A 24,552-nucleotide genomic window follows, 5' to 3' on the forward strand; every position below is an offset into this window, starting at 1 on the left:
GTCAGCACTGTGTTGAACACGACTACCACCTTCCGTGAGCAAAGCCACACCATGTTCCTTTCGAGCCTGCACAACTCTGTAACAAAGCATTGCCGCATTGACTCCCCCACTGGCTGCAATGATTCCCATTGGTGGTTTGTCACTGGCCAAACGCATTGATTGTTCGCATACGGCTCCCCTCAAGGGGCTGACACCTAATCGCCATGATGACCGCTATCAGCGCATTGATGCACATCAGGCAGGAATGATCCGTGATAAAATTTCCACTTGTTTTTGATATTTGATCACAATGGACATCATTCAGCAGAGCACCAACGGACAGCAGAGAGCCAGCCGACTCGCCATCGCTAGTCTAGTCACCAGTATCCTCGGCATCAGTTTTTTGCCCTTCATCGGAAGTTTGTGTGGGATCATCACCGGCCACATGGCACGCGCTGAAATCCGGCGTCAGCCCGACACATTGAAAGGCGATGAACTAGCGATCGTTGGTCTGATACTTGGTTGGCTTGCATTATCCTTTTTATTGATAGTTATGGCCATTATCTTTTACGTAGGCTTTTTAGGTTCGCTCGCCAAACACTAACCTCCTAGACTCATAAGAAATTTCCAATATTCGCAGCAACGCTTCCACACGCTAAGCAACGCTGCTCGGCAATATTGATTGACTGAGTGAAAGGTACAGCAGCTAAGGTTTCGAAACACTGTCCTGACACCGCACAATGACCATTCAAACATCCCTCTCCATCCCACATCTCAGACCCTAAAACAGACAGACCTACATCCTTTGTCAGAGATGGACATACAGCTATCCTATCGGCATAAATACCTGACAGACGCCTTTGCCGGGCGCTAATTTGAGCAATATGTATTCCCTTTTCCGTCCCCTCCTGTTCACCTGCGACGCAGAGCGTGCCCATGACATCAGCCTGCGCACCTTAGATATCGCCTACCACAGTGGAGCATTACCTCTACTGACACGCCACACACGACCTTTACCCACCACAGCCTTCGGTCTGAACTTTCCCAACCCTGTTGGCTTAGCCGCCGGACTGGACAAAAACGGGACTCACATTGACGCTCTATTCGCCTTAGGCTTTGGCTTTATTGAAATCGGTACCACCACCCCACGTCCACAAGCGGGGAATCCCAAGCCTCGCCTTTTCCGCCTGACGCAACAACAAGCAGTGATTAACCGCATGGGGTTTAACAACCTAGGTGTAGATGCGCTGGTACGTAACGTTGCAGGCGCGCGGCGACGCAACGGCCCGCTTGGGATCAACATTGGCAAGAACAAAGACACCCCTAACGAACAGGCCAGTAACGACTATCGGTATTGTCTGGAACGGGTCTATGCACTGGCAGACTATGTCACTATCAATCTCTCCTCACCAAATACTGCTGGTCTACGAGCGCTGCAAGAGGAACAGACATTGCGTCGCTTGATCGGAGAATTACGTGAAACACAAGAAACGCTGGCAGCGAAACACGGCCGGCACGTACCCATGCTCATCAAGATGGCACCAGATCTCAGTGACAGCGACATTGATGCAGCAGCACGTGTACTCAACGAGATGAGCGTAGACGGAGTGATCGCCACCAATACCACCGTGACGCGCCCGCTCCTAAGACAACATCCGCTGGCAAGCGAAGCGGGGGGGCTGTCCGGTGCACCCCTCCTGGGACAGTCCACCTTGGTGCTACGTCGGCTACGTACTCACTTACCTGAAACTATTGATCTCATCGGCGTGGGCGGCATCTGTTGCGGTGCCGATGCCGGCGCCAAAATGGCTGCTGGTGCCAGCCTAGTACAGTGCTACACCGGATTGATATTCAAAGGCCCACAGTTGGTTGGAGAATGCGTGGAAGCCATTCGCCGCCGCCTCGAAGCCTCCAGTAGCGGAAGGGAAAACACTCAATGAGCAGGCAAATCAATACTCCTGACTGGATCCTCCATGCCAACGCGCCTCTGCGTGAGCTGAACACTTTTCATATCCAGGCACAAGCGCGCTGGCTACTAGAGATCATTCATCCGACCGCACTACCACAAGCATTGACGCACCCTCACATCGTCGGCTTGCCAATCTTGGTGCTTGGCAGTGGCAGTAATGTTTTGTTCGCCGCCGATCCTGAGGAGTGTGTGCTGCGCTTTGTTAACCGCGAAGTGACGATCCTTGAACATCGGATCGATCACACGCTAGTACGTGCAGGTGCAGGGATGGCTTGGCATGACTTGGTGCTATGGTCACTGCAACAGGGACTGTCTGGACTGGAAAATCTGGCACTAATTCCAGGCACAGTCGGAGCCTGCTCAATTCAGAACATCGGTGCGTATGGGGTGCAAGTCGAAGAATTCGTGCACATTGTCGAAGCCTATGATCAGACCGAAGGCAAGTTCGTAAGGCTGACCGCATCCGAATGTGAATTCGCTTACCGCAACAGTCGATTCAAGCGAGAACCAAACCGCTACCTGATCACAGCGGTAGAATTCCGTCTGCCGCTGCTGCATGAACTCAACCTCAACTACGCAGGGATCAGCGAAGAATTAGAGGCGCTACAGATCACATTGCCAGAGCCATGCGATGTCGCCCAGGCAGTTATCAATCTGCGTCGCCGCAAACTGCCGGATCCAGAGGTGCTCAGCAACGCCGGCAGCTTTTTCAAGAACCCACATCTGCCACGCGAACAAGCCGAACAGTTACGCCAACACCACCCCACACTCCCCATTTACCCGGGCGAAACACCAGAATCAAACAAGCTATCAGCGGCTTGGCTGATTGAGCAGTGTGGCTGGAAAGGCATCCGCGAAGGCGACGCTGGAGTTGCGCCACAGCACTCACTTGTACTGGTTAACTACGGCGAAGCAACCGGCGCCGAGCTGCTGGCGCTGGCACGACGCATCGCTGCTTCGGTGCAGGAGCGCTTCGGTGTGGCAATCGAGCCAGAAACACGCCTGATTGGGGCCCAATGGTGACTCAGAGACAGCTGCCGCTACGTGCGGCAATGCTGATGCTATTCAGTACACTGTCGTTTGGCATGATGGCAATCACTATCCGTTACGCTTCCACTCAAATACCCACGACAGAAATTGCATTCTTCCGCAATGCATTCGGCCTGCTTGTCCTGCTCCCATTGATACTTGGCCCAGGCAAGCCGCTACCACGTACTCAACATGGGCCACGTTACATAGCACGCTCAATGCTCGGGCTGATATCAATGCTGTGCAACTTTTGGGCCATTAGCCATCTGCCCCTCACACAAGCCATCACCCTGTCCTACTCCACCCCGCTGTTTGCGACCATTCTAGCCTCCCTACGGCTGCACGAGGTCGTGCGGCTACGGCGCTTGCTAGCGATACTAGCTGGCTTCGCTGGCATCCTGGTGTTACTGCAGCCCTGGTCGAGCACGTTCAGTCCAGCCCTACTGGTCGCGCTGGTCGCAGCGCTGTTGAATGCGATCATTACAATCCAAATGAAGCAACTTTCGCACCTTGATCCACCAGATACCGTCGTGTTCTATACCTACGCGTTCTGGGTTCCATTATCGCTGCCACTCGCGCTGTGGCAGTGGCACTGGCCGGAAGGAGTGGAGTGGGTATGGCTCATCGCCACCGGCATATTCGGCACGATAGGGCAGCTCCTGTGGATCCGCGCATTACGCCTGGGAGAAGTCTCGACATTACAGCCAATTGGCTTCATGCAACTACCGCTGGTGACACTGCTCGGATGGTGGTTATTCGGAGAACATTTGGATCGCTACACCGCGTTAGGCGCATCCATCATTATCGGCGCGAACGTCTACATCACCCATCGAGAAGCAGTGCTGGCACGACGCACGGCGACCGAAACGATACAAAAAGGTGTCCAATCCAACGGAATCAATCGCGCTCAGGGCCCGTCCTAGAGCGCAATGCTAGCAACCGATCCGCATCGCGAAACATCAGCAAATACAGCCCGATCACCCAAACCAGCGCCGCACTCCAGCCGCCAAGAATGTCGGAAGGGTAATGCACACCGAGATATAGACGCGAAGCACTCAACAGCAGCACAAACGTCCCTGGAACCATCATCAATAATCCACGCCAGCGTACACCCCGCAGCAGCACAAGCAACACTGTCAGCATCGCCATCGCATCCATCGCGTGGGCGCTGGGAAAGCTGAACCCATGAGCCGGAGCAATTGTCTCCCACAGCATGGGCCGCTCACGCTGGAAGAGATGCTTGGCAGCAATATTCAAGAGCTTCGCACCAACAAGACTGGATCCAGCAAACCCAGCGACATACCAACGCCGCTGCCCCAACAGGATCAGCACAATCAACACATCAATACCCACCACCCCATACCAGTAACCCTGCTGAGTCAATGCGACAAAAAAGGCATCAAGATTCGGCGAGGCCAGGGTACGTATCCAATACAACAACGGCAGATCGAAGCAGAAAGACTGACGTTGGTAAACGCCGACAGCCAACACAACGCACAGACCAAGAGGCAGCAACACCCCTAAGCACAGCAACTGGTGATGCCGCACATGAGCGCGTCGCCAACGACAGAAGCCGACAAACGCATCAGTCGGGGAAACGGGCATACCTGCGTTCTACGTAATCGTCAACTAAAGTGATGAAGTCCTGGGCAATGTTTCCGCCACGCAAGGTTACCGACTTCTCACCATCAATAAACACCGGCGCAACCGGCATCTCTCCCGTGCCAGGCAGCGAAATACCAATGTTGGCGTGACGCGATTCCCCCGGCCCGTTCACCACACAACCCATGACGGCCAAGGTCATAGTTTCCGCACCAGGGTGAGTGATTTTCCACACCTGCATCTTGTCGCGCACGTGCTGCTGCACCGTCTTGGCGAGTTCCTGGAAGAATTCCGAAGTGGTACGCCCACACCCCGGGCAAGCAGTGACCATCGGAGTAAAGGCACGATGACCAGTTGTCTGCAACAACTCCTGGGCCACAATCACCTCTTGGGTACGCGATTGCCCCGGCTCAGGGGTCAACGAAATGCGGATCGTATCTCCGATCCCTTCTTGCAGTAATACTGCCAGCGCCGCTGAGGACGCAACGATCCCTTTACTCCCAATACCAGCCTCAGTGAGGCCAAGATGCAAGGCAAAATCACAGCGCGCTGCCATATCACGGTATACCGCAATCAGCTCCTGCACACCAGACACCTTGGCCGAGAGCACAATGCGATCACGCGGCAACCCCAACTCAACAGCGCGCTCGGCAGAGCCTACCGCCGAAAAAATCAATACCTCACGCAACACCTGAGCGGCATCCCATGGCTGCTTGCGCCGATTGTTCTCATCCATCAATTGCGCCGCCAACATCTGATCCAATGATCCCCAATTGGCGCCAATCCTAATGGGTTTGCCATAGCGGATCGCGCATTCAATCAATTGGCCGAACTGCAAATCCCGCTTCTTTCCAAAACCGACATTACCAGGATTGATCCGGTACTTGGCCAGCACTTCCGCACACGCCGGTTCGTCAGCCAATAATTGATGACCGTTGTAATGAAAATCACCGATCAAGGGGACTTCAATGCCCATCATTGCCAAGCGTTCGGCAATACGCGGGATTGCAGCAGCCGATTGGGCATTGTTGACGGTCAACCTCACCATCTCAGAACCGGCACGCCACAATTCGGCAACCTGCTTGGTACTAGCAACAACGTCGGCTGTATCCGTGTTGGTCATCGACTGCACCACTACTGGGTGTCCCCCTCCAACGGTCAGGTGACCAATATTGACTGCCTGCGTAAGGCGCCGCGGCCAAGGTACGGCGGAATCAGAAGCAACTTGAGGAGTCACGATGTCGTGCATATGCGTAGTTTAAACCTTGAGCCACTGAATCACTCACATCTTTGTGCTGGATCAACATCGACACCCACATACATATCGTCAACACATCTGACCGCAATCGCCCTGCCTCGCACAGCACACTCAGCCAGCACACAGACAACCCACATCAATCATATGCTGGTCATGCAAAAGTTTCTCCCAAAGCACCCCACAACCTAAATATGATGCAGACGCATGCATACCTCTGCCACTTCATTCTTACGCACTCTGTGTACCTTGCGCTGGGTCGCCACTGCCGGACAGGTAGTGACCATCCTGATGGCCACCCATGCGATGGGCTTAGCATTGCCACAGGGGCCGCTGTGGGCCGGGGTTTGCACGCTGGCACTGTTTAACCTATATGCACAGCGACGCATTTCACACACCCATGTCACTTCACCGAACATCGAATTCAGCCATATCCTGGTCGATGTCACCGTACTCACCTGGATGGTCGGCTGGAGTGGCGGCATCAGCAATCCGTTCGGCTCACTGTTCCTGGTCCTGATCGCACTGGCAGCGTTAGCGTTGCCGTTACGCTGGGCCATGGCAGTCGCGGCCGCTTGCGTCAGTGGCTACTTAGTCAGCGCCGCATTCGGCCTGCCACTACCACACAACCACTTCAACCCTCTCACCTTGCATATGTGGGGGATGGCGGCTAACTTTCTGCTCTCAACGGTAATGGTCCTGGTATTCACCACATGGCTGGCACAGGCACTACACGCCAGAGAACGTGAGATCTCGCTACTGCGTGAACGTTTCACACGCAATGAAGGCATCATCGCCCTGGCAACCCATGCAGCATCGGTTGCACACGAACTCAATACTCCATTAGCTACCATGACGTTGCTCGCCGACGATGTCGCCGAGCAATGCCAGCAACTTGAGTTGTGCGAGGATTTGGAAACGCTACGCGAGCTACTGACGCAATGCCGCAACCGTGTGCTGACACTCGCCGCACCCGCCGACAAGCTCAACGTTGATATCCAAGTGCATAACGTTCTAGATCAGTGGCAACTAATGCATCCGACGATCCATCTGAAACACAACGAGGATGCACCGCTACAATTGATGCTGGAACCTGGAGTAGGCCACCTCATCATGGTGCTTCTCAATAATGCCGCCGACGCTGGCGAACGCAGTGACAGGCGGCAAGTTGATTTGAATCTCCATATTCAGGATGGCCAGTTATACGGTGAGGTGCGCGACTATGGCTCTGGTTTCGAAACGCCCCAGGGACTCTTACCAGGGATGCTGTTCCACACCCAAAAAGCAAATAGCATGGGCGTTGGTCTGGCATTGTCCCATGCGACCGTCGAACGTCTGCAAGGCGACATCTGGATGCAACCCGCCAAAGGACGCGGCACACGAGTAAGCTTTCGAGTGCCCTTGAAGGAAACATCCACGGCATGAATCACTCCGCCGCCAAGATCGGCTTGCTAGTCGACGACGACACACTCTATCTGCGCACCCTACAGCGCAGTTTGGGACGCCGTGGCGTAGACACCGTGACCGCCACCGATGCAGTCAGCGCATTAACCGCTGCGCGTAGCGCGCTCCCAAGTTTCGCCTTGCTCGACCTAAAGCTCGGCCAAGACTCAGGGTTAGCGCTCATCCAAGAACTGCGCGCCATCCGCAGCGATATGCGAATCCTGCTCGTCACCGGCTACGCCAGCATTGCCACTGCGGTAGAAGCCATTAAACGCGGTGCCGACGAATATCTACCCAAACCAGCCAACATCAACACCATTCTGCGTGCAATCAGCGAAGACACAGCAAACAGATTAACGCCGGACAAGGACGAATCTGCTTTACATACGATGACTCCGCTCAGTCGCCTTCAGTGGGAACATATCCAGCAAGCATTACACGAGACGGACGGCAACATCTCCGCCGCCGCACGGTTACTTGGCATGCATCGGCGCTCTCTGCAGCGCAAGCTAACCAAGCGCCCCAGCCCTGGAACGCTGCACGATTCAGATCATTAAAGCGTGATAGCCCAAAACGCTATATAGAGCGTTCAATGAGACATCGCCGCTTCCCAACCAGGACACTACTGCACATGAATACCACAGCCCTGGGAGTCCTGCCTATCGCAGGCTAGGGAAGGATCAGCATATGACGGATTCACAGCAGCGCATGAGGCGCTCTAAGACGCTGCCTGACAAAACAACCGTGGCGAACACGCGACCACACAGCAGGGGTGTACCACGGTTCCTCAAACAAACACACGACCTAGGGAGAAATCAAGAAAGGCCGGCCTGCTTCATCACTTCAGAAGCATAGTCTTCGACGATCTTTTCAATCCCTTCGCCAACCTCCATGCGCTGGAAACCAATCACATCAGCACCTGCGGCCTTCACAACTTGCTCGACACTTTGATCGGGATTAAGCACATACGGCTGACCATACAAAGTCACTTCCTTAACTATTTTGTTGATCTTCCCACTGATAATTTTCTCCAAAATATCGGCAGGCTTAGATTTGTCTTTCTCAGACATCTTACTCAGCTCGATCTCCTTTTCCTTTTCCAGAAATTCAGCCGACACATCAGCAACCTTGTTATATGGGGGGTTCATCGCTGCTACATGCATTGCAATGCCGCGAGCCAACTCAACATCGCCTCCCTTGACTTCAACCAATACACCGATACGGCCACCATGTACGTATGCGGCCACATTATTTGCACTATCAATCCGCGCTAGACGACGCACCCGCACATTCTCGCCAATCTTGGCAATCACCGCAGCGCGGGTTTCCTCAACAGTCTCTCCAGACGGAAGCTTGACATGCTTTAGCGCTTCAACATCAGCCGCCCCAGCAACTAACGCAGCCTGCGCAACAGCCTCGGCAAATGCCAGAAAATGACTGTCTTTGGCAACAAAATCGGTCTCCGAATTGATCTCGACCAGGACAGCCTTACAGCCATCATGAACTACCACAATGCGGCCCTCAGCAGCAATACGACCAGCCTTTTTATCGGCCTTTACCAAACCGGATTTACGCAGCCATTCGACAGAAGCATCAATATTGCCTGCATTTTCACTCAGCGCTTTTTTGCACTCCATCATGCCTACGCCGGTGCGCTCGCGCAGTTCCTTGACCAGGGATGCAGTGATTTCCATAGAATTACCTCGTATATACAAAGGCCGGAGGCGAGCAATGATCGCCGGGGAGGACAGGCGAGAATCCGCCCGTCCCTATGTAGATGAAATGCTGTAATCGTCCAGGAAAATGGGTCCACAAAAAATAAACAGAGATTCCCAAATACCGCCGAGAACGGCGCTGCAACGCAGCTGTATCGGACTGCCGCTTACTCAGCCGCAGCGTCGCTAGCCCTTTTACCCTTCTTGGGCTGAGCTTGACGGCCCTTCTTGCCCGCATCTGGGGCAGAAGCAAACTCTTCCTCGCGCACAGCAGCAGCATTTGGCATCGCCGCCTTACCTTCCAAAACAGCATCGGCAGCGGCACGCGCATAGAGCTGTACGGCACGGATAGCATCGTCATTGCCAGGAATCGGGTAATCCACAAGTGAAGGATCGTAATTGGTATCCACCACTGCCACAACTGGAATGCCGAGCTTCTTAGCCTCCTTGATCGCAATATCCTCATGACCAATATCGATCACGAAGATTGCATCAGGAATACGGTTCATATCCTTAATACCACCCAGCGAAGCCTGCAATTTACCGGACTCACGGCGCAGTCTCAGCACTTCGTGCTTCACAAGCTTGCTGAAAGTACCGTCTGTCTCGGCTAGCTCGAGCTCCTTCAGACGGGCAACCGATTGCTTCACCGTACGGAAGTTAGTCAACGTGCCACCGAGCCAACGCTGGATCATGTAAGGCATACCACAACGTTCGGCCTCTTCCTTGATCGCATCCCGCGCACTGCGCTTGGTCCCCACAAACAGAACGCTTCCGCGCTTCTGTGCAACTGCGGAAAGGAAGTTCATCGCATCGTTGAACAGAGGAACGGTTTTTTCGAGATTGATGATGTGAATTTTACCGCGGGCACCAAAGATGTTAGGTGACATCTTGGGATGACGGTAACGGGTCTGGTGGCCAAAATGGACCCCAGCTTCCAACATCTGACGCATCGTCACTTGAGGCATAACAGTCACTCCTAGAGAGCGGAATCTCGTATGTACGCTATGCACACACTATTTTGCGGGCTTCTTACCTTTAAGGAACCCGCAATGATTCCTGGGTTTAAACTTCCCTGCCACCTCCATGCCGACCCCCTAATGGAAGCACCCCGACACAGAGCAACGGTAGCAGGTGTAGATTCGCCAGTGACGTCTGGCGTGGACGCTGTTTTCACAGCAATAAGCACTTCAACTGCGAAAACTAAGGAAGTCTAGCTGCTGAACCACGCCTAGCACAAGAGAAAATCACACGAAAAGCACCGATTTAACCAAGGTCTATTCATCCTAGATGGTCTTGAATTGATGTCTTACGGTCATCAAATGCACATTGGTTCATCAAACACATTCAAATGAACAACACGCGCCCAGAAAAATCTTAGGCGACTCTACCAACGCATCATCATTAACGCCTCTTTAGAAACTAAAAGTACACGAATCGTGTACTTTTAGTTTTATCGTGTACACGAATCGTGTACTCTGTACACAATTCGTGTACTTTTAGTTTTATCGCGTACAAATATTGATGCTCATATGGATAGAACCTCACGGATGATTTTCATACTATTTTTCTAAGAAAAACGCGCCCGTAGCTCAGTTGGATTAGAGTACCTGGCTACGAACCAGGCGGTCGGGAGTTCGAATCTCTCCGGGCGCGCCATATTCTTTGGAAACCCGCCAACAGGCGGGTTTCTTTTTTCGTGCATCGAAGATACGAGAGAGTCGCAATTTTCAGATGAATGCCGGCACGTCATCGTTTCGCGGAATCACCCCTCTTCCAAGTGAACACCTCTGACCGTGCCGATGGATATTCAGCTATCCACTGGCAATCTTCGCTTCTCCCCAACGATAGCACCTGAGTGCATTGCGATTTCAACTGCAATGGCAACTTCTAACAACACCGTTCACGCTCAAGCAAAGCAATGCGAAGGTACCCACCTGCACATGCCTTGCCCACTGGATCAGCTCCATACATTGAAAACTTGGCTAAGCAACACCATCGGCCCCCTGCTACAGCCTGTAGGAAACTCCCACCCATGCCTGCACCACACATCCCCAACCGCCTACAACGCCTGAACCATCTGCGCATCTTGTGGCCATTCATGCGCCGCCATCTTGCCTTGTTCTCGGGATGGCTGATTGCGTTGGCGGTCTCCTCGGCAGCAACGCTGACCCTACCAAGCGCCTTCAAACAAATGATTGACCACGGTTTTTCCAGCGAGGGGCAAATCAATCGGAGCTTCGCTCTACTGTTGTTAGTCGCCGTGATTCTGGCAGTAGGTACAGCAGCGCGCCTGTTCTCCGTCTCGCTACTGGGCGAGAAGATCATCACCGACCTGCGTAGCCAGTTATACGCACACCTCATAGGATTGGATGCCAGCTTTCACGATCGTAATCGCAGCAACGAGCTGGTGTCGCGTCTGGCCACAGACAGTGAACTGCTACGCTCAATCATTGGATCCACAATGTCAGTAGCGACGCGTAGCACCGTGACTGCAATCGGTAGCCTTATCATGTTATTCATCACCAGTCCACGCCTCGCCAGCCTTTCCCTGGTGGTCATCCCATTCGTGATACTTCCCATTTTCTTAGGCGCACAACACCTCCAAAAAGCCGCCCGTACCAGCCAGGATCGCATTGCCGACACCAATAGCTTCGCTGCTGAAACATTACGTGCTTTACGTACAGTGCAAGCCTATGCACGTGAACATTACGAACGTACACGCTTCGACCGCGCACTGGAAACGAGTTTGCAGGCCGCGCGACAACGCATTCACATCCAAACATGGGTCACCGCTGCAAGCATCGTGTTGATATTCAGTGCAATCGTCGGAGTGTTATGGGCAGGTGCACATGATGTCATTGCTGGCCGTATGAGCGCGGGCACACTCGGTGAATTTGTCCTATACGCACTGATCAGCGGTGGTTCCATCGGCTCCCTTGCCGAAGTGTGGAACGAACTACAACGTGCCGCTGGTGGCATGGGCCGGATTTTCGAATTACTCAAAGAGAAAAACACGCTCAGCGTACCAGCCACACCTACCTTGCCACCCCATCCATTGCGGGGAGAAATCCGCTTTGAACGTGTCGGCTTCCACTATCCACAACGCCCAGAAACACCTGCACTTGATGGCATTGACCTGCATATACGTCCGGGGGAAACCATCGCTTTTGTCGGCCCATCCGGTGCTGGCAAAAGCACCCTGCTATCACTATTACTACGCTTCTATGATCCCACCCATGGACGCATCCTGATTGATGGTGTGGACCTACGCCAAACCGATCCGAAAGTATTACGGACACACATTGCACTGGTACAACAACAACCAACACTGTTCACCGCGAGCGCAATGGAAAATATCCGCTATGGACGACTGGACGCCACCACTGCCGAAATCGAGATCGCCGCACGCTCTTCCGAAGCAGATGGTTTCATCCGCGCCCTGCCACAGGGTTATGCCACCGAGCTAGGCGAGCACGGCCTGTCCCTGTCCGGCGGCCAGCAGCAACGTATCGCAATCGCTCGCGCACTCCTCAAGGAGGCGCCGATTCTACTCCTGGATGAAGCGACCAACGCACTTGATGCACAAAACGAGCAAGCAGTACAACAGGCACTGGAACGACTGATGACAGGGCGCACCACATTGATCATTGCACACCGCTTGGTCACCATCTTGAAAGCTGACCGGATCGTGGTGATGGACCAAGGCCGGATCGTCGCTCAAGGCACCCACAGCGAACTCATCGCCGCTGGAGGCCTATACGCAAAGCTGGCACGCCTACAATTCATAGAATAAACAGGTGATCGAAATACGGCTGCAAACACCTATACTCTCTCCACACGATACAAAGTCACGGCAATCACCTGTCGCGAACGCTCCACCATCAGCACAGACAGCGAGATCAGCATCGTCATCGCACCCTGACACAACCAAGCTTACAACTGAATCACAACATGCCCCACCGTAAATAGCATCAATACAGCAGCTATCACACCACAAGCAGACATCATTGCTCATGTTCATGCATAGCATCTGCATGAACAATGCACCCAGATGATTCACCTGCGCACTGCTATTTTTTCGATCAAAACAGTAGTTTTACTGAATTTGAAAACCCCAGTCAGCGAAAATAATCTTTCGCCATGAATAACTCCAAGAATCGAAAAGATCATTTATTCATCAGGAATTTCTTATTGAAGATATACCAATCCATGATTGATCAAATCACGCAAAGAAATTACGCATATAGACAGCAATATTCGGAAAATACCAAGACAAAACCCTGCTGCATTTAACTCCTAAAATGCCATACATACAGCAACAAAAAATCTGCTGCAACCTTCCAACATCATTCAATCCTGTCTCTTTTAAACATCCCTGCAAAATACAGATTTACCACTCCACCTAACCTGATCGTTATACCTCCCCGAGTCATCAAGACTTTCATGAAACTTCGCATTCATGCACAGGCCAAGCAGAGATAAGGAGGATTCCATCTACAGACATGCTTGCCTCCCAACGTTACAGCAACACCACAAAACACTTACTTGGCTTTTTCAAATGCCATCAATCACACGATGCTATTCCTTCCTTGATAAATCTCATCTGTATCACCCTACCGCTGTTCACCACTTATGAAGTGAAACGTACAACATATCGCGCATCAGCAAACGGACCTGTACAGGTTCCTGCATTACTGACACCTATCAACTACACCAACTACGCATCCATCACCACCTGTCACCTGCTGATCTTGCTAAACAAGTAACCATCATTGCCAGCCCATGTACCGTGCTCGCAGATCAATTGCCACCTTATGAACATCCGTATCCTGGTTTCCCTAAATAAGGATCAAACATCGACATAACACGGGCATATAGCATCCAACGCAACGTGTTCAACATACCACTTAGAAGGTTACGTCTCCCGCAATACCTGCCCCATCTATCAGCACCAAACTTGGCAAGCACAATCAACATCCTCACGCCACCCGGCACCAAAAGCGCACAGATGTACGAGATATCTTGGAATACCCCCCCAATCGTACTCAACAAATACTTGGAAACTTCTTAAAAGCACAGCTCGCCTCTTGGCGAACTTGGAATCCTATGTCTAACATCAACTTTTACAAAACCCTTCACACTGACTTAAAGACGTATTACACGTAATTGATAATCTATGATCTGATATCGCACTCCAGTACAGTGCGGTTCCTGGCACATACCAACACCAACGTGGACTCTATTCCTAAAGTAAAGACACAATGCCATACACGATGACAATGACTTCCAATAGTGCAAAGCAGACGCATAGACCACACAGATCAAGAGCCATGACCCCACATCAAAGCACGGCTAAAATGCGTGTCCCACCGCGTCGAAAATTGACACCATGACCATTGATTTTTCCATAGCCCGCGAAAAAATGGTCGAACAGCAGATCCGTCCATGGGATGTGGTGGATCTGCACGTACTTGATGTACTGGCACACATCCCACGCGAGGCGTTCGTCCCTGAACCATACCGTACCCTAGCCTACGCAGACCTTGAAATCCCCTTACCCGGCGGACAAACAATGATGAAACCCGTCATTGAGGGGCGCCTACTTCAAGCCCTGATGTTGTCACCAGAAGAGGACGTATTGGAAATCGGCACCGGCAGTGGTTTCCTCACTGCCTGCTTGGCTTCACTGGGACACGAAGTAGTCAGCCTAGAGATCAATTCCGCACTGGCCGCATCGGCACGTACCCACCTAGATACCATTGGCCTAGGCAGTAACGTACACATTGAGCAGGCCGACGCTTTCACTTGGCAACCCGAACGTCAGTTCAGCGTCATTTGCTTGACTGGTGCAGTGAGCACGCTGCCACTGCAATTTCTGCAATGGCTACACCCCAACGGCCGTATGTTCGCTATACACGGCCACTCCCCAGCGATGCAAGCTGTTCTGGTGCGTGGAGATGCCTCTACCCCAAACATCACATCCCTGTTTGAGACCGATCTGGCTTACCTCAAAGGTGGCGAGCCAGCCCTCCAATTTCATTTTTGATACCTGACTCAAGGATAACGCTATGATCCGCCGCTGCCTCGCCTTGGCCGTGACCACCGCCCTATTTCCCGTCGTTTCACAAGCGACAAACCTATTACAAGTCTACGAAATGGCACGCGCTGCTGACCCTCAATTAAGCGCAGCCGAATCCACTCGGCTATACAGCGTTGAAGGGCAAGTTCAGGCACGTGCAGCGCTGCTGCCGCAGATGAGCGGCACAGCCACCCTGGCACGTAGCCGCACTGAATACGACGGTATCAGCGGATCAGCCATCAGTAAGAACCGCCAATACAGCATCAACGGTAGCCAAACTCTGTTCAACTGGAGCCAGTTTTCCAACCTTCGATCACAACGCGAGATCGCCAAAGCCGCCGATTTCACACTGGAATCGGCCAAACAAAACTTGATTGTGCGCAGCTCAGCTGCATACTTCAGCGTCTTGATCGGGATTGAATCGCTGATCGCCGCCGAAGCGAATGAAGCATCAGCTAAGCGCCAGTTTGATTACGCACAGAAACGTCTTGAGGTTGGCCTATCACCCATCACAGACCTTCATGAAGCACGTGCCAGCTACGACCAAGCCCGTGCAGACACCATCACTGCACGCAACACACTGCAAGACTACTACCAAGCATTGGCAGAGATCACTGGACAACCCGTCACTGACCTGCGTGGCCTCCCTGAAGACTTCCGACCAGAAGTGCCAGCGAAATTCAGTAACATTGACCAGCTGGTCACTGAAGCCATCTCCAACAATCCGTCGCTAAAAGCGCAGCAATTGCAAGTCAATGCCGCGGAATCCAGCATCTCAGCCGCACGTGGCGAGCACTACCCAACACTGTCACTGAGTGGAAGCCTGGGGAAAAGTAAAGCCTGGGGATCCTCCAGCGGCGCAATGAGCGCACTCATTCCTGACAGGAACCAACCGATTAGCGACACCAACAACTTACAATTAACGCTGTCAATACCACTCTTTGCAGGTGGTGCAACCCAATCCAGGGTCCGTCAGGCAATCGCACAACGCGACATCCAACAGGATAACTACGAGCAGAATAAGCGCACGCTAAACCGTAATACCCGCAATGCCTACCAAAATATGATTGCAGGCATCAGCGAGGTCGAAGCGCGTCGCTTGGCAGTCGTCTCAGCACAAGCGGCCCTAGATGCTTCTCAAGTCGGCCTGGAAGTCGGCACCCGAACCCTGCTGGACGTGGTACAGAACCAACGTATCCTTTTCTCGGTACGGCAAGCCTATGTACAAGCACGCTACAACTTCCTACAAAACCGTCTACTACTTTCCCAGAACAGCGGCACCCTGAGCATTGAGGATGTACAAGAGATCAATCAATTGCTGACGGCTGATTCCGAGAGAAAACTGTAAGGAGAAGTAAGGAGAAGCATACGATCAGGTGTGAGGACGCACGAACCAATGCCATTACAGGAACGTGGTCCGTGTTTTCTGCTGCTTTACACACGATCGTAAAAGGCAAAGGCATCCGGGCATTCTCGCTGCAACGATCAGCATCAAAGATACATTTGGTAACAGCGATTTATGCCAATGCGATTCCTTACACACCTCAGCCCCCCCCCATCGGCAGTAATTATGACTCTGTTCATGGGATGATCTGGATTTGGTATTTTTCGGGTCGAGTGAGAAGACGATCTATCACAAAGTAAAAGAACTTATCTACACCTCGAAGGTCATCCTACTATCTTGGATAACACTCAAGATAATGATCCCTTTTTATGTGATCGCGCCGCCTGAAAAGATGGCTGAACCGCTACGCGACGCCTGATGATCGTCAATATTTACCTATAAAAATGCATTGCACTGCTGCTGTCAAAATCAAAAAAATTCATCACAAAGCATCCAACCGCTACTCAAGCAGCGACAAACTATTGCGATCTTTTTCTAGGAATCAAACAAAGATTTTTGAAAAAATCGCTGAGGCCAATACCAGCTAAGCAATTGTTTCTCGACTCTTGTCCCAAGAAATGCAACACAAACGCATATTCAACCTGGCAATAACAACTGCTCCAACACAAGACCATCAGCATCCACACACAACACTGACCCTTGCTGATACCAATCACCAAGCACTACACGCGTGCACGCACACTCAGCCACCTGCAACATGTGCAACGCTGGGCGATGCGTATGGCCATGAATCATTCGATTGACCCCATAGCAAGCAAACATCGCTGCAACATCAGCAGGTACTACGTCAGTAATTTTTTCAAACTGCGTGGAATCATTTTCTTGTTTCAATCCAGACTGGTGCGCGTGACTGGCCAGACGGGCCTGCTGTGCAAAAGCAAGACGCGCGGAAAGCGTCTGCGTCAAAAACTGCGCAATGAATTCCGGGTCACGCGTCTGCGCACGGAACGCTTGATACGCGATATCGTCTGTACATAACAGGTCACCGTGTAACAGGAGCGTGGGTTCCCCATAGAGATCAACGACACATGGATCCGGAAGAATCCGGAAACCAGCACGCGCTGCATAATCGGCACCCACCAGAAAATCACGGTTACCTGGCATGAAGTACAGCGGCGTACCCGCATCGGCGTGGGTACGCAACGCAGCCACCACCATGTCGGCGACTTCTGAAGGCATATCGTCACCAATCCATATTTCAAACAGGTCGCCAAGAATATAAAGCGCATCGGCACCAGACACCTGTTCCCGCAAGAATCGCAGAAATAATTCAGTCACCACGGGACGCAACGGATCCAAATGCAGATCTGAAATAATCAAAGTCGTCATTCAATCATTGTAGTAGACCCAGAGAGCAGGATTACATGTAAAACCTGACGCAATCACTGAAATATTGAAAGAAAATTTAAAATACCGTATCGCAACCAAACAGTTGGCATGCCGATACACACATGACTGGCTCTGGCAATGACTATCACATTATTCTTGGCAAGCACACTGCTAACCCTCGTCACACCAAGAAAATCAATGGGATGGGCAGCCTATACATATTTCAACTAGCCCCGCTTTTTAAAGCAGGCAATACCCCAGAACGCATCTGCATCGTGCGAAAAATAGAACATCACAACACGCCAACAACACGCATTAATACACCCGCGCCATTAGCTTTTGTAGTGACATAACAATCCAAGGCGCACCATTTGAATACGCTGTTTCTTGTCGTAGGACAACGAAGGCGTTACACCACATTGATCTCAATAACACAACAATCACAGCAGTATTGCAACGCAATATATCGTCATTCAGGGGACGCGATAACCATTCAATAAAAAAACGGCTCTGCAATACGATTATCACCTTCCCTACTTTACTATCGGCAGCAGACGCTTTGGTCAAGAGAGATAACGGCCAACACAGGCATACCCAGGCCACAGAAAACGGAAAACGGAAAACGGAAAACGGAAAACGGAAAACGGAAAACGGAAAACGGAAAACGGAAAACGGAAAACGGAAAACGGAAAGGCTGACCTAACTGCAACGAACAACGCACTCTCTTGCCCATATCAGCATGGAAGATAAGTCAAAAACCGCATGCGCAACAATACGGTACGCTCAACCGTACACAGCATCTGTCTCAAACGACAGACAGTTTGAACACGATTCCTAAATCCACCATTGCTTCAACCTCTGCATTCAAGTCACTATGCAGCAGCGGCCGTGAGGCCAAGCACCCCTTGGGAACGGTCAACATCAGCACATCGCCATCGACATGCAGATCCAACGTAGGCACCCAATCGGGTTCGCGCGCACGATGCAGCAATGCCGCCAGACGCAGCAGCGCAGCTCTGCGGCGAACCGACACCCGTAGGCGGTCAGGTAACACGTCAAACGCGTTCTTCGACACATGACGACGATGCGTACACACGAGCACAGCTAGTACTTGCTGCTCCTGGCGAGAGAAACCTGCAATATCGGAATGCTCCAGCACGTAGCTGCCATGCACGTGGTAGTGACTATGCGCAATCACTAACCCCAACTCATGCAAGCGCGCCGCCCAACAAAGCACACGGGCATCGTCAGCATCCAAGGCCCAGGGACCACACGCCTGCTGGAACAGGAGCTGTGCAGTCGTCTCCACACGCAACGCTTGCTGTTCGTCAATGGCATAGCGGTGCATCAACACGGCCACCGATGTGTCACGCGGGTCGTTGTCACCAGCTCGGCCGAGCATGTCGTAGAGGATACCCTCACGCATTGCTGCCTTGCTGACCAACAGCTTTTCCAGGCCAAGCGTCTGAAACACGGCCTCCAGCACCAATATTCCACCAGCGATGATGGGACGGCGATGAGCAGACAAACCAGGCAAATGAATATCTTCAATACGCTTGGCTTTGAGTAATTCCTCACGCAATACAGGCAACGCTTCGGCGGTGATTTCTCCCTTGGCAAGCTTCATCTCCGTGCAGATCTTGGCAATCGTTTTGTGCGTCCCCGAGGAACCCAGTGCCTCCTGCCAACCTAATGCATTGTATTGAGCCGCAAATTGTTGAAACTCAGTACCGATCTCAGTCAGTGCATCATTCCACCGCTTTTTGGACAATTTACCCTCTGGGAAAAAACGCCGCGTACTGGCGATACACCCGACCTGTAAGCTCTCTCGCTCCAGAGGCTCGAAGCCTTTACCGATGATAAATTCAGTCGAACCGCCACCAATATCAATCACCAACCGATGCTGATCCAATCGGGGTGGCTGCGCATGAGCAACACCAAGATAAATCAGACGCGCCTCTTCGCGGCCACTGACAACCTCAATCGAATGTCCCAAGGCGGTCTCAGCCAACACCAGGAAGGCCTGCGGCGAACGGAGTCGACGCACCGTATTGGTAGCCAAAGCACGCACATGGGGAGAAGGCATATTACGCAGACGCTGACCAAAGCGCGCCAAGCATTCAAGTGCACGCTCACATGCTTTGCTCGACAATCCCCCTTTAGCATCAAGTCCATCGGCAATACGCACTGCTTCACGGAGACGATCGACCACGTGTAACTGACCGAGCAGATAACGTGCAACCACCATGTGGAAACTATTGGAGCCAAGATCAATGGCGGCCAAGAGGTCACCGTCCTTCAGCGGGGGATAGGATGGCAACGTATTGAGCATAGAGGGCATATTTTAACTGAAAATCCCACCGGCGCTGTAAACATCACCGGCATAGTGCAAAGGAACATCTATAAAGACTCCAGTAGAGCCACCTGGGCCGAGTATGGCGCATGATCTGTCTCGGGGAGCAGTTTCCGGTAAACGCCATCACTCCCCAATTCCCAAGCATTGAGGTTGTCATCCAAGTAACTCTGTAAAACATCAGAATAAATACGTTTCGCCAAATCCGGATTCAAGATCGGGAAACAGATCTCGACCCGACGTAGCAAATTGCGCTCCAACCAATCGGCGCTGGCGCAGAACAGTTCAGGCGTACCGTTATTAGCAAACCAATACACCCGGCTGTGCTCCAAAAAGCGGCCGACGATTGAACGCACGCGGATGTTTTCGGATATACCCTGCACGCCAGGCCGCAACGTGCAAGCCCCACGCACAATCAGATCAATTTGCACACCCGCCTGCGAGGCGACGTACAGTGCGCGTACGACCTGTGGCTCATTCAGCGCATTCATCTTGGCAACGATGCGGGCAGGGCGCCCCTTCCGTGCGAACGTGGTCTCACGTTCGATCCGGAACAACACCCCTGCATGCAAGGTAAATGGGGACTGCAATAAGCACTCCAGCTTCATTTTGGGTGCTAATCCAGACAATTGCAGAAATAGTTGATGCACATCTTTACCGATGGCCGCATTAGCCGTCATCAAACTCAAATCGGTATATATCCGTGCCGTACCACTATGGTAGTTGCCAGTGCCCAAATGCACGTAGCGACGTAGTTTGCGGCCCTCACGGCGTACAATCAGCAACATCTTGGCGTGGGTCTTGTAACCAACCACACCATAGACCACTTGTACCCCAGCCTCCTGCAGCTTATCGGCCAAACCTAGGTTGGCTTCCTCGTCAAAACGCGCGCGCAACTCAACCACCACAGTGACATCCTTGCCACTACGTGCGGCTTGGATCAGCGCATCAACGATAGTGGAATCCTTGCCGGTACGGTAGAGGGTTTGTTTGATGGCCAGTACATCCGGGTCAGCCGCCGCCTGACGCAGCAAATCAAGGACTGCGGTAAAAGCATCGTAGGGGTGGTACAACAACACATCCCCCTTGGCAATGATCTCGAAAATGTGATCACTGTTACGCACCGTGCGTGGATTGAACGGGGGATATTTCAGTTCCGGACGCAACACCATGTCATAGACCTGACTCACTCGGCTCAGATTGACAGGACCATTAATCCGATATACAGCGTTTTCTTGCAACCCAAAATTCTGCAGTAATGTACGCACAATCGGGATTGGGCAGTCCTCAGCGATCTCTAACCTGACTGCAAGACGATAACCGCGGGTCACCAATTCATTACGCAACGCCAGCGCCAGATTCTCGACTTCATCCTCATCCACCACCAATTCAGAATTACGAGTAACCCGAAATTGATAAGCCCCCTTGACCACCATGCCAGGAAACAACTCACCGACAAAAGCAGACAGTACTGAGGACAAGAAGACGAAGTTTTGAGAGCCATCTCTGGACAGATGTTGGGGCAACTCGATAATACGCGGCAACGAACGCGGGGCACGCACGATAGCCAAATGACCAGCACGACCAAAAGCATCAATACCGTTAAGTACCACCACAATATTTAAGGTTTTATTGAATATTTTCGGAAATGGATGCGCAGGATCTAAACCAAGTGGCGATAACACCGGCATGATTTCGTTGCGAAAGTAACCACGTAGCCAACGTTTCTGACGCACGTTCCAACTGTTATGACTCAGTACACCCACTCCAAGGGAGGCAAGTGCCGGACACAGCACTTGGTTCCAGCAGTTGTACTGATCATGGACGAGTTTGGTTGTCAGGTCGTGAACAGCGTTGAGGATTACCGTCGGTCTCATCCCATCAGGCGCTGGCGGCAAACCGAATTCCTGAGCATGGCGCACGGTAGCAACACGGATTTCGAAGAATTCATCCAGATTGGTGCAAGAAATACACAGGAAGCGCAACCGCTCTAACAACGGCACCTGCTCATCCAATGCCTGTGCCAACACTCGAAAATTGAAGTCGAGCTGTGATAGCTCCCTGTTCAAATACAGCCCAGGATCACGGAACTGCTGGCTGACATCAGATGCTGAAACAGGTTCAATGGGAGAAGATTTAGACATAGAACGTCTTGAGAAAAAAGAGACTAGGAAAGAAATATAAGTAGGAAGGAACAACAGTGAGGCCACAGTAAATCCACGCCACACGAGCAAGGATTATTTCAAGCAGGGACATCTAAGGCTGTATCGGCACAGATTCAGATTCACGCATGGCGACTCGGGCTGCAGCAAAGTGGCAGGAGAATTCACTCCCCTTACCAACTTCACTGATGATGTCTAAGCGTGCCTGGTGGAGTTCCAACACATGCTTGACGATCGACAGCCCTAAACCAGTCCCCCCTCTCTCACGCGAGCGACTGCTGGAAACCCGGTAAAAGCGTTCGGTGATTCGTGGTAAGTGTGAGGTTGGAATACCATAACCAGTATCGCAAACCATCAGCGCCACGCCATCATCTTCGCGTTGGAAGCACACCCTAACACTACCGCCAGCCGGAGTGTAACGCACTGCGTTGGTAATCAAATTGGAAAACGCACTGTGAAGGTCCTTATTGGAGCCGAAAAGATCGCAGCCAGCATTGTCGACCACTTCAATCGTATGACGGCCTTGACTGTGTGCCTCAGCCTCACGATGCAACGTCGCCAACATCGGCACCATTGCCACCTGCTCCTGTTCAAGTTCCTCCTGGGATTCCAACCTGGAGAGTGTCAGCAGATCCTCAACTAATTGAGTCATGCGCTGCGACTGCTTACGCATCTCATCCAACATTGGAGCAGCATCCGGAAAATCATCCGGATCGAGCATGTCAAGATAACCATGCACCACGGTCAATGGGGTACGTAATTCGTGCGACACATTCGCCACAAAGTCACGTTTCACCTGCTCCAGACGCAACAGTTTGCTAACGTCACGTGCTACCAGCAACAAATAATCGTCGAAATAAGGAATGAGGTGCAGATTCAAGCGCACGTCAGGATTCACTGGTGAAGGCACGTCCAACATCGACTCAGCGTTACAACCCTGAGTCAACCATGATGCTAACGGCAACGGCTGCAACCGCTCGACAACAGGCCTGTCCAGGTCGCTAGGGTAACGCAGGCCCAGCAAGGTATTCGCCGCCTCATTGAACCATTGAATGCACTGACTATTGCAATCGACAACAACCACTGCATCAGGGAGCGCAGCTGCTGCTGCACGGTAGGTACGCAACATCTCCATCAACCGGTGAACACGCGCACGCATGTCGGTTTGATTACGGTAAATCAAGTGATCTAATTGTTTCCAAACACCGATATCCATCGAACGTGTCCAGCGCCGACGCACGGCCAATTGATACAGAACTTGATGCAGCCTCCAGTACTGCCAGGCAATTTCTGCTAAGGCTGTTAAGGTCAGTACTATCCACACTTGGCCGATCAACAGACCAACAAGCAGTGCAGCGAACAAAATCAGCGCCAACACTCCCAGGGTCTTGAACCAAGCGAACCGAATACGGTGGAGTGTGGAGACGATACTCACGGCATTCGATGGAATATTCAGATCTGGATCGCCCCGGAGAAGCGATAACCGGCACTACGTACCGTCTGCACCATATCGTCAAGGCCGAATGGCTCCAACGTTCTACGCAAACGGCGGATATGCACATCAATCGTGCGCTCCTCTATATATACGCCGCTACCCCAAACATGATCTAAAAGTTGAGTACGCGAGTACACGCGCTCCGAATGTGTCATGAAAAAATGCAGTAAGCGGTATTCAGTCGGACCAATTGGCACTTGCACATGACCGGCATACACACGGTGCGCAGCACCATCAATGCGTAATTTTCCAATGGCAACACTACCATCCTCCTCATCATCACGAGTACGGCGCATCACCGCGCGGATGCGCGCCAACAGTTCGCGCGCCGAGAACGGCTTGACCATATAATCATCCACCCCCGCTTCCAAACCACCAACCCGATCGTTCTCCTCACTACGCGCGGTCAGCATGATGATAGGTATTTCACGGGTCAGCGACGCTTTACGCCAACGACGTGTCAACTCCAGGCCACTGGTACCAGGCAGCATCCAATCCAACAAAATCAAATCCGGAACGCAATCTGCGATAACGGCCTGAGCCTCGCGCGCATCACTAGCTTGCAAGGATTCAAATTCACCCTTACGCAAAGCGAAAGCAACCATGTCACGAATCGCCACCTCATCATCGACAATCAAGACGCGTTTTTGCACGCTCAGACACCGCCTTACTTAGGATGTTCGCCAGTAAACTACAAATTCATGACAAAAATATGGCTGATATGACACACAGAG

At 52.1% G+C, this 24,552-nt stretch carries 20 protein-coding genes and 1 tRNA gene; 12 read left to right on the forward strand and 9 right to left on the reverse strand.

The genetic code is table 11. The features are described 5' to 3' along the window. Positions 1 to 118: 118 nt before the first annotated feature. From F7G16_RS10715 to F7G16_RS10735, 5 genes are all read left to right on the forward strand, one after another. Positions 119 to 277 (forward strand): hypothetical protein, encoded by a 159-nt coding sequence (locus F7G16_RS10715; RefSeq protein WP_014607500.1) that lies wholly within the window; start codon positions 119 to 121, stop codon positions 275 to 277. 12 nt (positions 278 to 289) lie between these two features. Then, the gene (locus F7G16_RS10720; RefSeq protein ID WP_004090337.1) at positions 290 to 583 is read left to right on the forward strand and encodes a DUF4190 domain-containing protein; all 294 of its coding nucleotides are present in this window, start codon (positions 290 to 292) and stop codon (positions 581 to 583) included. A 280-nt stretch (positions 584 to 863) separates the two neighbouring features. Then, complete coding sequence (locus F7G16_RS10725) at positions 864 to 1,919, forward strand: quinone-dependent dihydroorotate dehydrogenase (RefSeq protein ID WP_004090333.1); 1,056 nt, start codon at positions 864 to 866, stop codon at positions 1,917 to 1,919. Further along, positions 1,916 to 2,971 (forward strand): UDP-N-acetylmuramate dehydrogenase, encoded by a 1,056-nt coding sequence (gene murB, locus F7G16_RS10730; RefSeq protein ID WP_004084645.1) that lies wholly within the window; start codon positions 1,916 to 1,918, stop codon positions 2,969 to 2,971. The genes F7G16_RS10725 and murB overlap by 4 nt, the downstream gene beginning before the upstream one ends. Beyond that, positions 2,965 to 3,900 carry a DMT family transporter gene (locus tag F7G16_RS10735; RefSeq protein ID WP_004090331.1) on the forward strand — a complete coding sequence of 312 codons (936 nt, stop codon included), beginning with the start codon at positions 2,965 to 2,967 and terminating at the stop codon, positions 3,898 to 3,900. Before murB ends, F7G16_RS10735 begins: the two co-directional genes overlap by 7 nt. On the opposite strand, the gene F7G16_RS10740 is transcribed toward F7G16_RS10735, so the two are convergent. Together F7G16_RS10740 and ispG are read right to left on the reverse strand one after the other, a co-directional pair. Continuing rightward, entirely contained in the window at positions 3,875 to 4,582 is a 708-nt protein-coding gene (locus F7G16_RS10740; protein WP_004090329.1) for a phosphatase PAP2 family protein, read from the reverse strand. The two genes, F7G16_RS10735 and F7G16_RS10740, sit on opposite strands and share 26 nt — an antisense overlap. Beyond that, positions 4,563 to 5,828 carry a flavodoxin-dependent (E)-4-hydroxy-3-methylbut-2-enyl-diphosphate synthase gene (gene ispG / locus F7G16_RS10745; protein WP_004090328.1) on the reverse strand — a complete coding sequence of 422 codons (1,266 nt, stop codon included), beginning with the start codon at positions 5,826 to 5,828 and terminating at the stop codon, positions 4,563 to 4,565. The genes F7G16_RS10740 and ispG overlap by 20 nt, the downstream gene beginning before the upstream one ends. Before the next feature lie 213 nt (positions 5,829 to 6,041). Here ispG and F7G16_RS10750 point away from each other — a divergent pair, with 213 nt between their 5' ends. Next, positions 6,042 to 7,259 carry an ATP-binding protein gene (locus F7G16_RS10750; RefSeq protein WP_004090325.1) on the forward strand — a complete coding sequence of 406 codons (1,218 nt, stop codon included), beginning with the start codon at positions 6,042 to 6,044 and terminating at the stop codon, positions 7,257 to 7,259. Next, complete coding sequence (locus F7G16_RS10755; RefSeq protein WP_004090324.1) at positions 7,256 to 7,834, forward strand: response regulator transcription factor; 579 nt, start codon at positions 7,256 to 7,258, stop codon at positions 7,832 to 7,834. Before F7G16_RS10750 ends, F7G16_RS10755 begins: the two co-directional genes overlap by 4 nt. A gap of 258 nt (positions 7,835 to 8,092) precedes the next feature. Here the strand turns inward: F7G16_RS10755 and tsf are convergent, their stop codons facing one another. Both tsf and rpsB read right to left on the reverse strand, forming a co-directional pair. Further along, complete coding sequence (tsf, locus tag F7G16_RS10760; protein WP_004090323.1) at positions 8,093 to 8,971, reverse strand: translation elongation factor Ts; 879 nt, start codon at positions 8,969 to 8,971, stop codon at positions 8,093 to 8,095. A gap of 188 nt (positions 8,972 to 9,159) precedes the next feature. Further along, the gene (rpsB, locus tag F7G16_RS10765; RefSeq protein WP_004090321.1) at positions 9,160 to 9,960 is read right to left on the reverse strand and encodes a 30S ribosomal protein S2; all 801 of its coding nucleotides are present in this window, start codon (positions 9,958 to 9,960) and stop codon (positions 9,160 to 9,162) included. A 613-nt stretch (positions 9,961 to 10,573) separates the two neighbouring features. Between rpsB and F7G16_RS10770 the strand changes: the two genes are divergently transcribed. From F7G16_RS10770 to F7G16_RS10790, 5 genes are all read left to right on the forward strand, one after another. Next, positions 10,574 to 10,651, forward strand: a tRNA-Arg gene (locus F7G16_RS10770). 376 nt (positions 10,652 to 11,027) lie between these two features. Next, the gene (locus F7G16_RS10775; RefSeq protein ID WP_004090317.1) at positions 11,028 to 12,788 is read left to right on the forward strand and encodes an ABC transporter ATP-binding protein/permease; all 1,761 of its coding nucleotides are present in this window, start codon (positions 11,028 to 11,030) and stop codon (positions 12,786 to 12,788) included. A 709-nt stretch (positions 12,789 to 13,497) separates the two neighbouring features. After that, on the forward strand, positions 13,498 to 13,761 hold the full coding sequence (locus F7G16_RS10780) for a hypothetical protein (protein WP_004090311.1): 264 nt from the start codon (positions 13,498 to 13,500) through the stop codon (positions 13,759 to 13,761). A 623-nt stretch (positions 13,762 to 14,384) separates the two neighbouring features. Beyond that, a complete protein-coding gene (locus F7G16_RS10785) occupies positions 14,385 to 15,041 on the forward strand; it encodes a protein-L-isoaspartate O-methyltransferase family protein (protein WP_004084654.1) in 657 nt (218 codons plus the stop codon). A gap of 22 nt (positions 15,042 to 15,063) precedes the next feature. Beyond that, positions 15,064 to 16,422, forward strand: a complete 1,359-nt coding sequence (locus tag F7G16_RS10790; protein ID WP_004090307.1) for a TolC family outer membrane protein — start codon at positions 15,064 to 15,066, stop codon at positions 16,420 to 16,422. A gap of 633 nt (positions 16,423 to 17,055) precedes the next feature. Here the strand turns inward: F7G16_RS10790 and lpxH are convergent. From lpxH to phoB, 5 genes are all read right to left on the reverse strand, one after another. Further along, positions 17,056 to 17,808 (reverse strand): UDP-2,3-diacylglucosamine diphosphatase, encoded by a 753-nt coding sequence (gene lpxH, locus F7G16_RS10795; protein WP_004090305.1) that lies wholly within the window; start codon positions 17,806 to 17,808, stop codon positions 17,056 to 17,058. An 805-nt stretch (positions 17,809 to 18,613) separates the two neighbouring features. Then, positions 18,614 to 20,140 (reverse strand): exopolyphosphatase, encoded by a 1,527-nt coding sequence (gene ppx, locus F7G16_RS10805; RefSeq protein WP_004087520.1) that lies wholly within the window; start codon positions 20,138 to 20,140, stop codon positions 18,614 to 18,616. Between the two features lie 68 nt (positions 20,141 to 20,208). After that, positions 20,209 to 22,305, reverse strand: coding sequence for a polyphosphate kinase 1 (gene ppk1, locus F7G16_RS10810; RefSeq protein WP_004087521.1), 2,097 nt, complete (start codon positions 22,303 to 22,305; stop codon positions 20,209 to 20,211). A gap of 112 nt (positions 22,306 to 22,417) precedes the next feature. Continuing rightward, positions 22,418 to 23,758 carry a phosphate regulon sensor histidine kinase PhoR gene (phoR, locus tag F7G16_RS10815; protein ID WP_011098319.1) on the reverse strand — a complete coding sequence of 447 codons (1,341 nt, stop codon included), beginning with the start codon at positions 23,756 to 23,758 and terminating at the stop codon, positions 22,418 to 22,420. A gap of 17 nt (positions 23,759 to 23,775) precedes the next feature. After that, positions 23,776 to 24,471 carry a phosphate regulon transcriptional regulator PhoB gene (gene phoB, locus F7G16_RS10820; RefSeq protein WP_004084660.1) on the reverse strand — a complete coding sequence of 232 codons (696 nt, stop codon included), beginning with the start codon at positions 24,469 to 24,471 and terminating at the stop codon, positions 23,776 to 23,778. Positions 24,472 to 24,552 lie beyond the last annotated feature (81 nt).

It is taken from the genome of Xylella fastidiosa, from assembly GCF_011801475.1.
Classification (GTDB): Bacteria; Pseudomonadota; Gammaproteobacteria; order Xanthomonadales; family Xanthomonadaceae; genus Xylella; species Xylella fastidiosa.